We start from the raw sequence: 13,467 nt of genomic DNA, 5'->3' as shown, positions 1-13,467 counted from the left end.
CGCATCCACATCCGAGAAGTTGCCAAATCGAAACGACTCAATTCACTTACCAAAAGGCTGAGCGAGAACCAGGTTTCAACTCTCTAACGCCTCTGAAACTCCGGTGAACCCAGCAACAAACCGGCAATCCCCGCAGCCTCTCGATCAAACGGCGGCCGTACCCGCTTCGGCGAACTGGCGTTCAACACCTGCGCCATTGGCTCCTGCTCATTTGCTTTGATTCCAAAACTCTTCTCCGCCTGCTGTTGCATCGCTTGATCCTGAAACTGCGCCAACACCGTATCCCTCGTGCGATCGCTCACCGCTTGGCCAAGCAACACAGCTTCCAGCTTCCTCTCTTTCTCAGCAGCAGAGACTCCAGCAGACAAAGACCCCGACTCCCTAAGCAACCGCGCCCAATCCGTCTCCACCCCAACAACGCGATCATTGCTCAACGACACCGCAAAGTTCATCCGGTTCACCAGATCCCCCGAGTTCACCCACGGCTCCGCCATCCAGCTATACCCATTCGGTGTCTGCATCCCGTACAACGGCATCCCCAGCTTCTCAAGCGCCTGGAACAGCGGAATCGCCGTCGTCACCTCCGCCCCGCTCGCACGCACGGCCGACACCACAAACTCCTCCGGCGTCTTCACCTTAGCCCTGTAAACCTCCGGCGACCAGAACTCCGGCGAATCGAACATTGTCCGCAACACAGTTTTGATATCTCCACCACTCGAGAGATATGCCTTCGCCATCCGATCCACCAACGCCAGCGGAGGAGTATCGCTCACAAACCGCACCGCCAGCTTCGTCGAAATAAACTGGGCCGTAGCCGGACTGGTCGCCAACATATGCAGCACCTCCAGCCCCTCAGCCTCACCACTCTCCCCAATCTTCTTCCCAAGTACCGTCTTCGAACCCGGTTCATGACGCCGTTCTTCAAACCGGTACGTCCCACTCCGATTCGGCTGATCAATCGTCCAACCCGTCAGAACCTCAGCCACCTGCGTCACATCCTGCTGCGTATAACCGCGCCCACACGTCCTATCCAGCATTCTCATCGGACGATCCGCGCTCGCCTCGCACTGCACACCCAACGTATGCAGCTCCATCAACTCCCTTGCGTAATTCTCATTCAGCCCGCGGTCTTTCAGCGCCTGCTTCACCTGAGGGTTCGTTACAACCTTCGCAAACTTCCCGCCATTCTTCGCCGCCATCGAATCCGGCCCAATGCTCTGCCAGTTGTCCAGGTACATCAACATCGCCGGGCTCTTCGCCGTCGCCACCAGCAAATCCTCAAATTTACCCAGCGCATGCGGACGAATCACATCCCGTTCGTAGGCGGGCAACAAAAACGGCTCAGTTTGATTCTTCTTGAGATACACATTGAAGTGATTCAGCCAGAAGTCGGTCATCACCGCCTCCAACCGCCGTTCGCTATAGATGTCCCGAAGCATCCGCGTCTCGAGCAACTCCGCCCCAACCATTCGCGGCGAACCCTGCAGTGCAGCTAGCGTCTCGCGCTGCATCGGCGACAGACCCCCCGCGGCCACCAACAGCTCACTCCTGCTCAAACTCTTCCGAAACCGCACCAACTCCTCCGGCGGCATCGCCAGAATCCGCTGCATCCTCTGGTCCGGCGGCAGATTAATCACCTTCACCGCATCCAACCCCGAATAAAACTGCTCCTCGTGCGTAGCCATCGCCGGCGTCGCCGGATCCACCCCATCCCCTGGCAACGCCGCGTTGCTCTTTATCTCCTCCGCACTCTTCGCCATCGAGCCATCGCTCGCCACGGCCATTCCATCATCGTTCTTACCCGCCGCAGCCTGCTCGGCCTCCTTCTTTGCCTTTGCCACCTTATAAAACGCAATCTGATCCGCATAGATCGCATGTTCCACAGGATCGTTCGGGAGCGGCTCGTTCTTCGCAATCATCTGCCGCAACACCGCCGGGCTCGGATATCGCTGCATCAACTCGGCCTGCTCCATCTGCATCGCCGGAAACATCTCCAGCCGAGCTTCCAGCGCAGAATCATCGATGCTCAACGGATTCAACTGCCGCTCAAACCAAGCCTTCACCCCAACCGCCTGCACCGCCGCTACATCGCCCGGCCGTGGCCCGAAGGTAAATCGGTTTAGCGCGTGCAGGACCCGCTGGTCTGCCTGAATCTGCTGCACCGCAGGCACCACAGCCTTCTTCGAAGCCGCAGCCGCCACCATCGGCTGCTCCACCATCAACACACACAACACGCCCGAAATCAAAATCCGAGTGCCATCGAAAAAAAGTCCGGCAGGTTTCCATCCCGATCGCATCACAACTCCTCACTGTGTCCCGACCGAAGTCACACGGTCTGGCCAGTCACAAATTGACATCTGCAATCAAAGACACCAACCCCACCGAGCAGTTGCGAAAAAAATCTCTCCCACCCAAGCCGCCGCAGTCTTCCCCGCGCGAAAGCAGTGTTAAAACGCTGCCAACTCTGCCATCGCCCGATACAAATCCTCAGGCTGCGGCAAAATCGCATCCTCCAACAACGGCTGATACGCAACAAACGTATCCATCGCTGCCACGCGTCTTACCGGAGCATCGAGATCATGAAACAGTTCATCCCCGATCCGCGCCGCGATCTCCGCACCATACCCCCAGCTCAACATATCCTCATGCGCCACGATCACGCGGTTGGTCTTCTTCACGCTCTCCGCAATCGCCTCCCAGTCATAAGGAGTCAGGCTCCGCAGATCGATCAGCTCGACATCCACACCTTTATCGCGATGCAGCTTCTGTGCCGCCTGCAGCGCCCGTGGCACGACCGCACCATACGTCAACACGGTCACATCCTTCCCCGGCCGGACAATCTTCGCCTTCCCAAACGGAATGCAATAGTCCGGCCCTGGATAAGCCGCCCTCCCAAACGTCTCGCGATACAGCCGCTTGTGCTCGAGAAACAACACCGGATCGTCGCAACGAATCGCCGTCCGCAGCAGTCCAATTGCGTCCAGAGCATTCGACGGCATCACTACCCGCACCCCCGGCGTATGCGTAAAGATGCTCTCACCCGACTGGGAATGATAGATCGACCCACCCGTCAGATAACCGCCAATCGGCACTCGCATCACCAGCGGGCAACTGAAGTCGCCATTCGAACGCCACCGCACCAACGAAAGCTCATTGCGCATCTGGTGCATCGCCGGCCAGATGTAGTCGAAGAACTGAATCTCCACCACCGGCTTCATCCCACGCACCGCCATCCCAATCGCACGGCCCGTAATATTCGCCTCGGCCAGCGGTGAATTCCAGCAGCGATCACTGCCAAACTCCGTCTGCAGTCCCGCCGTCAGCTTGAACACTCCGCCCTTGCCCTTGATCTTTCCCGCCCGCAGCGCTCCATCGCGAGTAGCATCGGCCACATCCTCGCCAAACACCACCACTCGCTCATCCCGCCGCATCTCGTCCTTCAGACAGCAGTTGATCAGGTCCGCCATCGTCCGCTCCGTCGCATCCGCCGTCGGCTTCGGCTCCGTCGCAAACCGCATATCCTGCGAACTCAAATCCTCGGAATAAACATGTTTCGTAATCGAAGCGACAGTCGGCAGCGTCGCCATCACCGCACGATCGGCCGCCCGCTGCACCTCTTCATCCACCTGCCGCTCCAGCTTGTTGATCCCATCTGCATCCAGAATCCCCTCGCGCAGTAGCCACATCTGCATCCGCGAAATCGGATCCCGCGCTGCATCCGCGTCCAACTCCTCTACCGACCGGTACAGCCTCTCATCATCGCTCAGCGAGTGCGAATAAGGCCGAATGACATGCCCATGCACCAGCGCAGGCCCTTTACCCGACCGGCAATAAGCCACCGCCTCCACCATCGCCTTATAACTCGCAATCGGATCGGTCCCATCAATCTCCGCAAAGTGAAAGTTGGGAAAATTCGCCACCAGCTTCGAGATGTTTCCTCCTGGTGTATTCACCTCCACCGGCGTCGAGATCGCATACCCGTTGTCTTCGACCACATACAACACTGGCAGCTTCCCATTCGAAGCCGTATTCAACGACTCCCAGAACTCTCCCTGACTCGTCGAACCCTCACCGATCGAAACATAAACAACTTCATCGCCATGGAACTTCACATCCTTAAATTCGCGATAGTCCCCATCATGCTTCTTCGCAGCTTCGGGATGCTTCGTGAAAAATCTTCCGGCTTCCGCGCATCCAACTGCGTGCAGACACTGAGTAGCAGTCGACGAAGAAGGCGAAACAATATTCAACTTTCTGCTCGACCAGTGCGAAGGCATCTGCCGGCCGCCGCTCGCCGTGTCATCCGCTGCACCCACAGCTTGCAGCAACTGCTCCTCCACCGTGTTGCCCAGCGTCAAGCAAATCGCCCGATCCCGATAGTAAGGAAAAAACCAGTCATACCCAGGCTTCAGCGCCATACCCGCAGCAACCAGCAGCGCCTCATGCCCCGCACAAGAGATCTGAAAAAAAATCTTCTGCTGCCGCTTCAAAACAATCTCGCGATCATCCGTGCGCCGCGACAGATACATCAGTCGATAGAACTCCACCAACTGCTCGCGCGTCAGCGAACTCTCCGCCACGCTTGCTGCCACCTTTTTGCTCTCCTGCACACTGGATCCAGACTGTCTTGCCATACGCCATCCTTTACGTTGAAACCATCTTCAGAAACCGCAGCTCAACACAGCTGCAGACAAGATTGTACCGGGAAGCCGCCATCCCTGGCTCTGCTTCACGATCCTTTCCAACCACTCACTTGCAAGAAAAATCCACAGAAAAACGGGCAACCCGAAGGCTACCCGTCTTCATCCTCACCGCCGCTAGACAAACAACGGCGCAAGCACCAGCGTAATCGTAGCCAGTAACTTGATCAGCACATGCAGGCTCGGCCCGGCGGTGTCCTTGAATGGATCTCCAACCGTATCGCCCACCACTGCCGCCTTATGCGCCTCCGACTTCTTTCCCCCATACTGCCCCGTCTCGATAAACTTCTTCGCGTTGTCCCACGCGCCGCCGCCATTGTTCATCAACATCGCCAGCAACACGCCAGAAATAGTTCCGACCATCAGCAACCCAGCCACAGCCTCCGCTCCAGCCAGATTCACAGGAACTCCACCAATAGCCGGCACCGGCAGAATCGCCCCTGGCGCATACAACGCAGAGCTAGCCTGATAGCTCGCGCTGAAATGCCGGAAGATCAAACCCACCACCACCGGCAAACCAACCGCCAGCAGTCCCGGCACCACCATCTCCTTCAACGCCGCGCCAGTAACGATGTTCACGCAGCGCGCATAGTCCGGCTTCGAAGTCCCCAGCATAATCCCCGGATTCTCCTTGAACTGATCGCGCACATCTTTCACCACCATCTGCGCCGTTCGCCCCACCGCCTTGATCGCCAGCGAACTGAACAGGTAAGTCAACATCGCACCCAGCAGCGCGCCCACAAACACCGGCACCTGCGCCAGGTTGATATTCGTAAAGCTCCATCCCACCGGCATATAGCCACCAGCAAGTGCAACCTTATCGGTTACAATTGTCTTAATCTCCTCCAGGTACGCTGAGAACAGAAGAAACGCAGCCAGCGAAGCCGATCCGATCGCATACCCCTTCGTCAGCGCCTTCGTCGTATTCCCCGCCGAGTCCAGCTTGTCCGTCCGGTCGCGAATCTCATGCGGCTGATTCGACATCTCGATGATCCCGCCCGCATTATCCGTAATCGGCCCAAACGTATCCATCGCCAGAATGTAAGCCGCGCAGCTCAACATTCCCATCGTCGCAATTGCCGTTCCGTAGATACCCTTGGCATAGTCGCTGATCCCCGCCACACCGGCCAACCCCTGCACGCCGAAGTAGTAGCTCAGCAACAACGCCGCCGAGATCACCACCACCGGCATCGCCGGCGTCTCCATCCCCACAGCCAATCCGCTGATGATGTTCGTCGCCGGCCCCGTCACCGAAGCCTCAACGATCGACTTCACCGGACGATAGATCGCCTCCGTGTAGTACTCCGTAATCCAAACAAACAGAAACGCCGTCACCAGCCCAATCACGCCGCAGCCAAGCAGCCAGATCGGCTGCACCTGCGGCCCATTCAACATCGTATAAACCGCCCCGGCAAATCCAGCCAGCGCCAATGCCGAGGTCACATAAAATCCCTTATTCAACGCGTGCATGGGATCCTCATCCTCACGCGTCTTCACCACAAACACACCAACAATGCTTGCAATCAAATTGATCGCATGCACGATCAGCGGAAACAGGATCCCCTTCACGCCAAACACCGGATACAGCGCAGCGCCCAGAATCATCGCGCCCACATTCTCCGCCGCCGTCGACTCAAACAAGTCCGCACCACGACCCGCGCAGTCGCCAACATTGTCTCCCACCAGGTCCGCGATCACAGCCGGGTTCCGTGGATCGTCCTCAGGAATCCCTGCCTCCACCTTGCCCACCAGGTCCGCACCAACGTCTGCGGCCTTCGTATAAATTCCTCCGCCAAGCTGTGCAAATAGCGCCACCAGCGAAGCTCCAAACCCAAAGCCCACCAACTGATACGGCACCGCCTGCGGATGCTCCAATCCCCCAAAAAACAGGAACAACAACCCCACGCCCAGCAATGAAAGCGCCACCACCACCAACCCCGTCACCGCACCGCCGCGCAGCGCCATCTGCAGCGCCTTATTCAAACTAGTCCGAGCCGCCGAAGCCGTCCGTATGTTCGCCCGAATCGAGCAATACATCCCCGTAAAGCCCGCCAGTCCCGAGCAAACCGCCCCCACCAGAAAACTCACCACCGTCTTCAGCGCGTAAGGCGAGGTCCTCGGCGAAGCCTTGTATCCCACAAACACCACCACCGCCAACACCACGGCGATTGCACCAATGGTCTTGTATTGGCGCCGCAAAAACGCCTCCGCCCCCTCGCGAATCGCATTCGAGATCGCCTGCATCTCCGGCGTCCCGGTATCGGAAGCAATCACTGCACGTGCCAGCATCAAGGCTGCCACCAGCGCCAGTACCCCAACTCCTAGAGCAATCCACAGATAGACTCGTCCATCGCTACCGTCGACAACCGCAGGGGCATAGGGAACCTGCTGAACGGCCATCGCCAAAAAACTTACTCCAACCATGCAAAGGTCTCCTTAGAACGCAAACTTTCAACTAGCTTCACAAAGGCGGCAATTAGAGCACGTGCGATCAAACAGGGTCAATCTATCCGTTAATCGAGCAGGATCAGTCAGATTTCGCTCAAGCGACAGACCAAAGTAATAGCACACAACTGTACTGGCACTAATGCAAATTCTCGCGGCGCCGATGCATAACTCAGCGCAACAACGAGGTGCAGCGTGTCCGTTCTCATCAAATCCGCTCTCGCAAAGTCGAGTCTCCGAACGGTCAGTACACGTCCGCTATGCCGAAGCATCTCGCGCCTGGCCGCTCTCTTTCTCCCACTTCTTCCCCCACTCGCCGCCGCGCAAATCGACACCACCAGCGTCGCTCCTCACCGCTACATCGTCCTCTATCGCAATGGAACCATCCCCGCCGACGCTGAGGCCCACCTGGTCTCCGCTGGCACTCGCCTTACCCAACGTAACGAACACCTCGGCATCGCCGCCGTACAGTCTCCCCCCTCGCAGGACGACGCCACCACTCTCCGCCTCCTCTCCGCCCAGCCCAACGTAAGCTACGTCCTCCACGATCGGATCATCACCGCGCTTCGTCTACGCCTCAAGCCCGTCGCGATCAAAGCCGCCGACGTCAACAGCGGGGCAGAGCCTCTCACCCCAAACTCTCCGGTCATTGGTAGACTCCCAACCCACGGCCCCATCGTCTCCACCGCTCCAATCACTCTCCCGCCGCCACCCCCTCCCCCGCCGCCGTCTTACGACACCTACTACACCTCCACCCCACAGGGCTGGGCCGTCCAGCAGGTCGGTGGCTACGGAAACAACGTTGCCGGCGGCCCTGCCCACGGTCCGTGGGACACCACCATGGGCAAAGGCATCCGCATCGCCGTCATCGACAGCGGAGTCGACCAATCCCATCCCGATCTCGCCTCTAACCTGGCTCTCAACCTCACCGAAGTCGACCAGACCGCCTACCCCAGCGCCTGCGACGACGGCAGCCCCCAGGACCAGCAGGGCCACGGCACCTGGACCGCATCCCTCGCCGCCGGAGCCATCGGTCCCGGAACCGGCAAGATCATCGGCGTCGCACCTCAGGCGACTATCCTCAACATCAAAGCGCTTCAGCGCATGCCCGCCTCCATCACCGGAGACACCAATCCCAACGACCAGTGCGAAGCGGGCGAAGCCAGCGGCCTCCTCAGCTGGGTCATGCAGGGCATCGAAGATGCCGTGACCAACCGCGCCGACGTCATCTCCCTCTCCGTCGGCGCGGTCGCCGATCTCACGACCGGAGACGGAGCCGGACTCCTCGCCGCCTTCAACCAGATCACCTACGCCGCCGCCCAGGCCAACATCGTCCTCATCGCCTCCGGGGGCAACGACGGTATCGACCTCTCCAATCCCCGCTATGTCGAGCTTCCCGCCCAGTCACGCGGCGTCCTGGCCATCGCTGCCTCCACCAACCCCGCCTGCGCCCAGAACACCGCCCCCGGCGCCACCTGCACGCCAGGCCCAGTTTCACTCGCCTACTACAGCAACTACGGAGCCCCCCTCAACGCCCTTGCTGCACCCGGCGGCAGCTACCCCGACGGCCCCGACACTGGCGTCAGCGGCTGGATTCAGGGCGCCTGCAGCTCAGGCCTCCCCAACACCATCGACGGCCTCCCCGCCGACTCCTCTCACAGCTATGGCTGCTTCAGTCTCGGCCACACCGCCTACGTGCAGGCAATGGGCACCAGTGCCTCCGCCCCCCTCGCCGCCGGAGTCGCCGCTCTTCTCCGTGCCGCGCACCCCGACTGGAGCGCAGCAACCGTTGTCACCGCCATGCGAAACTCAGCCGCCACCCTCCCCGGCCTCTCCATCCCACTGATAAACGCCGCAGCGGCTCTCACCCAGCCCAGCCCACAATAGTCCCCGCCATCTCCCTCAAAATAAATCACTACATTTCTGATACTTACGCCTAACCCTTCATCCGTTCTTTGACACTATGGGCCAGCTTTTCGATCTCATCTGCCTTCTTGATCACATCGACTGACAAAATATTTTTATTTGTCTTATCCACCTGCTGTTTCAGATCCGTCGCCAGCGCCAGCAGCTTATCGGTATCCGCCACCAGCCGTTTCTGCCGTTCTGTGCTCCGGGCCTCTTCCTGCTGCTCCAGACGACGTGGGTCAGTGTTCGGATCCAGATCCCCCGGTTGATGAACCTGACCAGGATAGTGCTGGCTCTGAATCTGCTGAAGCTGGCCCCCACTTACGTTTCCTAAAGCCATCCCGGCTAAAACCGCCCCAACCACCGTTAATCGAAGCATCCTCATAGCATTCCCCAATCTCCGCAGTGTCTCAGTCCCTGTCTCCATTGCATCTTACAAACAGCTGACGCATTCTGGTCACAGCATTTTTCTTCCCCGAAAGCGAGACGCCGTAATGATGCTCCTTCTCACCATGGCCCCGCAAGACGATACCATCATGGATACCATCGGACGAGACTGGCATAACGACATCTTGTTCTTTCTGCAGTACAAACTGCCTAAGATCGTCGCCGTCCTCCTAATCATCTTCCTTCTCCAGCGTGTCGTTCTCTTCTTCGTCAAAAAGATGCGTTCGCGGGCTGACCATCAGATCGGCAACTTCCATCGCGCCGCCCAGCTTCGCACCATGGCCTCCATCTTGCGAGCCACCTCCTATGGTGTTCTCGGGTTCATCGCCTTTCTGCAAATCCTCAACATCTTTGACATCCCCTACCAACCCATCCTCGCCTCAGCCGGAATCATCGGCGTCGGCGTCGGCCTTGGCGCTCAATCCATCTTCAAAGACATGATCAACGGGTTCTTCATCCTCGTCGAAGACCAGTACAACGTCGGCGAAGTCGTCCTGCTCGCCGGTCTCAAGGGCACCGTCGAAGACCTCTCCCTCCGCCGCACCACCGTCCGCGACGGCGACGGCACGCTCTACATCATCCCCAACAGCCAGATCGCCACCGTCTCCAACCTCTCCCGCGACTACGCCGTCGCCACCCTCCAGGTCTCGGTCGACGCCAGCGCCAATCCTGACAAGGTCATCACTCTCCTCAGCAAAGTCGCCAACGAAGTCCGCCACGACTCCGCCTTCAAAGACATCGCCATCGCCGACCCGGTCATCCTCGGCGTCGACAAGATCGAAGGCCGCGCCGTCACCTACCCCGTCCAGATCCGCGTCCGAGCCAATCAGCGCGATGGCGTCCTCCGCGAGCTGCGACGCCGCATCATCCTCGCCTTTGAAAAGGAGGGCATCCCCCTCGGCAACGACCCCGCAAACATGCTCATCCTCCGCGCCCCCAATCCGACAGCTCCACCCGCCCAACAGCCATTTGGCGGCTGAACCCTCGGCAACCCGCCTGCCGAACGAACAGAGCCAATGCGAGCGGTTCATGGCGTCCCATCTCGCAGGATCGCCTGTAACCATCAATTTACAAACGGCTCTTGTATCTACGACCGATATTGTCGTATATTTCGGCTATACCAGATTGCGGACTCTTACAGTCGGAATTCACCTGGCAGAGACCGACTGAACCTCAAGGCTCCGCGTTTGCACTGGTAAAAGGCTGAGAATGCATAAAATCTGACCTCACGGTTGACTCCTGGCGGAGACCGCGAGGACTCAAGAACCACACCTGGGCTAGACTGCGACTCCACCACTAGGCCCCTTGTCCGCAAAGAATTAACCGTCACGATGGCGAGCGGCTCTCTCCGCCCAGCCAAAAGACGAAATTTGCACTTTTTTCGAGGCTTGGTCAATGAACGCTGCAAGAAATGTCTTACCGAGATCCAACCGCGTCCTCTCTTCTCTGCTCCTGATCCTGTTCTCCGCGCTCGTCCTGAGCGCGAACGCGCAGCAGTCTCACCTGACGCATGGCGCAATCTCGGAACAAGACCTCGCAAAGCGCTCCACTCCCGCGGCGACCGGCTCCGACACCGCCGATCAGGTCTGCGCGCGCTTCACCACCGGCTCCGTCGTCTCCGCGCCCCCTGAGTTGAGAAGCCAGAATGGCGTCCTCGAAGTCACCATGCAGTTCCTCGCCACGACCGACTCTCAGGGCCTCCTCCGCTACTGCTACGTCACCAACACCGGCCTTGAAGCCCCGACCCTCCGCGTCAATCCCGGCGACCAGCTCATCATTCACTTCCAGAACAATCTCCCCGCAAACCTGACTCCCCCCACCCCCGCCGACATGGCCGGCATGAACATGACCCTCTCCGCAAAGGACACGCCAGCCACCAGCACAAGCAGTGCCTGCAATGGCACCATGTCGGCCGCAGCCACCAACATCCACTTCCACGGCACCAACGTCGCACCGGTATGCGGGCAAGACGAGGTCATCCACACGCTCATCGCGCCGGGCCAAAGCTTCGACTACAAAGTCCAAATCCCTGCGAACGAGCCGCCCGGACTCTACTGGTACCACCCCCATCCTCACGGCTTCAGCGAAGGTCAGGTCCAGGGCGGCGCAACTGGCGCACTCATCGTCGAAGGCCTCCAGAACGTCAACACCTCCCTCGCCGGCCTTACCGAGCGCACCTTCGTCCTGCGCGATCAGCTTCTCCCCAACTCCGAACTCAACGACACCAACATCCCAGCCTGGGACCTCTCCATTAACTACGTCCCCGTCACCTATCCCGGCTACACCCCCGCGGTCATACAAACCAACCCCGGCCAGCAGGAGCTATGGCGCGTAGCCAACACCGGCGCCGACACCATCTTCAACCTGCAATACCTCGTCAACGGAACACCCCAGCCAGTCCAGATCGTCGCCATCGACGGCTATCCAATCGCCGCAGGCAGCAGCGGCCAGCAGTCGGAAAGCGAAACCAGCGTCCTCCTCCCACCTGGCTCACGCGCCGAGTTCGTCATCACCACACCAAACCTCGGCGACAAAGCTCAGCTTGCCACGCAGTACTGGAACACCGGCCCAGACGGTGACTTCGACCCCGCCCGTCCGATCGCAAATATCGTCAGCCAAGCCGGTGTCGAAAACTCTGCCGTCACCCCAGCCGCAAAGCATCTCCCGTCGAAGGCCGTCGCGGCCAAAGTAACGCGCTTCGCCGCACTCGCCAGCGCAACCCCAATCGCACAACGCAACCTCTACTTCTCCGAAACGCTCCTCGACCCAACCAACCCACTCAGCCCCACCACCTTCTTCATCACCGAGGTAGGCCAGACCCCAACCGTCTTCACCATGGATCAGCCACCCAACATCACCGTCCACTCCGGCACGGTCGAAGACTGGGTCGTCGAGAACCGCGCTGAGGAAGATCACATCTTCCACATCCATCAAATCCACTTTCAGGTCCTCGAGGTCAACGGCCAGCCCGTCAACGACCCCGCCATCCGCGACACCGTCGACATTCCTTACTGGAACGGCAGCGGCCCCTATCCCAGCGTCAAGGTCCGCATGGACTTCCGAGACCCCAACGTTATCGGAACCTTCGTCTACCACTGCCACATCCTCGAGCACGAAGACGGCGGCATGATGGGCGAGATTCTCGTCCTTCCCGGCGGCTCAGCCTCAACCACCTCCGCCGCCGCATCGGCAACCAGCGTCAGCCCCAACGGAAACATCACACTCACCGCCAACGTAGCCGATGCAGCCACTGGAGCCGCCAAGCCAACCGGCCTCGTACATTTCGAGCTCAACGGCCTCAACGTCGGCAATCCTGTGCCGCTCGTCAACGGAAAGGCCGTCCTCTCCACTCCGATCAACGGAGTCGTAGGCACCAGCAACCTCACCGCCTTCTATCAAGGCGACGCAACCTACAACGAATCGCTCTCCGCAGCGATCCCGATCACCATCTCGACCTTCGCTCTGTCGTCACCCGGCACCACAGCTCCCCTGGGCTCCGCCGCCCTCGCTCCCATTAACGTCGACGTCGCCACCAACTACACCGCACCCATCGCCTTCACCTGCGCCATGCCGTCGAGCCTCACCGAGTCAGCCTGCTTCGTCAATCCAAACTCGATGACCGGCACCGGGCAGGCCTCTCTCACCGTCAACACCACTCCATCTCACCCACTAAGCAGTTCGCGACCGAAGACTCCCGGCTGGCTCGCCGCAGGCGGCGGCACTACCTTCGCCTGCCTCTTCCTGATAGCCCTGCCACGTCGCAAAACCCGCGTCCAGGCCATGCTCGCCTTCATCACCACAGCGGCCTTCACTGCAGCTCTCTTCATGGCCATCGGATGCAGCGGCTCCGCAGGGACTGCCCCCGGCACAGCAAAAGGTACCTACACCGTCGTAGTCACCGGCACCTCAGGCACCGGAGCCTCAGCGATCCAGACCACAGTCAACGTACCAATCACCATCCAGTAAA

Annotated in this window: 7 protein-coding genes; 3 read left to right on the top strand and 4 right to left on the bottom strand. The window is 59.6% G+C overall.

The window, feature by feature from the left end:
* Positions 1 to 83 precede the first annotated feature (83 nt).
* The 3 genes from RBB77_RS13805 to RBB77_RS13795 all read right to left on the bottom strand — a co-directional run bounded on the left by RBB77_RS13805 (position 84) and on the right by RBB77_RS13795 (position 7,124).
* A complete protein-coding gene (locus RBB77_RS13805) occupies positions 84 to 2,297 on the bottom strand; it encodes a DUF1800 domain-containing protein (protein ID WP_353062326.1) in 2,214 nt (737 codons plus the stop codon).
* Positions 2,298 to 2,447: 150 nt separating this feature from the next.
* The gene (locus RBB77_RS13800; RefSeq protein ID WP_353062325.1) at positions 2,448 to 4,634 is read right to left on the bottom strand and encodes an alpha-ketoacid dehydrogenase subunit alpha/beta; all 2,187 of its coding nucleotides are present in this window, start codon (positions 4,632 to 4,634) and stop codon (positions 2,448 to 2,450) included.
* Positions 4,635 to 4,817: 183 nt separating this feature from the next.
* Positions 4,818 to 7,124, bottom strand: coding sequence for a sodium-translocating pyrophosphatase (locus RBB77_RS13795; protein WP_353062324.1), 2,307 nt, complete (start codon positions 7,122 to 7,124; stop codon positions 4,818 to 4,820).
* A 216-nt stretch (positions 7,125 to 7,340) separates the two neighbouring features.
* Between RBB77_RS13795 and RBB77_RS13790 the strand changes: the two genes are divergently transcribed.
* A complete protein-coding gene (locus tag RBB77_RS13790; protein WP_353062323.1) occupies positions 7,341 to 9,032 on the top strand; it encodes a S8 family peptidase in 1,692 nt (563 codons plus the stop codon).
* A gap of 49 nt (positions 9,033 to 9,081) precedes the next feature.
* Here RBB77_RS13790 and RBB77_RS13785 read toward each other — a convergent pair whose 3' ends face one another.
* A complete protein-coding gene (locus RBB77_RS13785; protein ID WP_353062322.1) occupies positions 9,082 to 9,432 on the bottom strand; it encodes a hypothetical protein in 351 nt (116 codons plus the stop codon).
* Positions 9,433 to 9,547: 115 nt separating this feature from the next.
* Here RBB77_RS13785 and RBB77_RS13780 point away from each other — a divergent pair, with 115 nt between their 5' ends.
* Together RBB77_RS13780 and RBB77_RS13775 are read left to right on the top strand one after the other, a co-directional pair.
* Positions 9,548 to 10,480, top strand: coding sequence for a mechanosensitive ion channel family protein (locus RBB77_RS13780; RefSeq protein WP_353062321.1), 933 nt, complete (start codon positions 9,548 to 9,550; stop codon positions 10,478 to 10,480).
* A gap of 415 nt (positions 10,481 to 10,895) precedes the next feature.
* The gene (locus RBB77_RS13775) at positions 10,896 to 13,466 is read left to right on the top strand and encodes a multicopper oxidase domain-containing protein (protein ID WP_353062320.1); all 2,571 of its coding nucleotides are present in this window, start codon (positions 10,896 to 10,898) and stop codon (positions 13,464 to 13,466) included.
* Position 13,467: the final 1 nt, after the last annotated feature.

The organism is Tunturibacter psychrotolerans (assembly GCF_040359615.1).
In the GTDB taxonomy this organism is placed as follows: Bacteria; Acidobacteriota; Terriglobia; order Terriglobales; family Acidobacteriaceae; genus Edaphobacter; species Edaphobacter psychrotolerans.
The sequence above is the reverse complement of the archived record's forward strand: the minus strand, read 5'-3'. Positions and strand labels throughout refer to the sequence as shown.

Excerpts from the sequence above, each read along its gene's own strand:
- RBB77_RS13805 (WP_353062326.1), bottom strand. The coding sequence starts at position 2,297 with ATGCGATCGGGATGGAAACCTGCCGGACTTTTTTTCGATGGCACTCGG.
- RBB77_RS13800 (WP_353062325.1), bottom strand. The coding sequence starts at position 4,634 with ATGGCAAGACAGTCTGGATCCAGTGTGCAGGAGAGCAAAAAGGTGGCA.
- RBB77_RS13795 (WP_353062324.1), bottom strand. The coding sequence starts at position 7,124 with ATGGTTGGAGTAAGTTTTTTGGCGATGGCCGTTCAGCAGGTTCCCTAT.
- RBB77_RS13785 (WP_353062322.1), bottom strand. The coding sequence starts at position 9,432 with ATGCTTCGATTAACGGTGGTTGGGGCGGTTTTAGCCGGGATGGCTTTA.
- RBB77_RS13780 (WP_353062321.1), top strand. The coding sequence starts at position 9,548 with ATGATGCTCCTTCTCACCATGGCCCCGCAAGACGATACCATCATGGAT.
- RBB77_RS13775 (WP_353062320.1), top strand. The coding sequence starts at position 10,896 with ATGAACGCTGCAAGAAATGTCTTACCGAGATCCAACCGCGTCCTCTCT.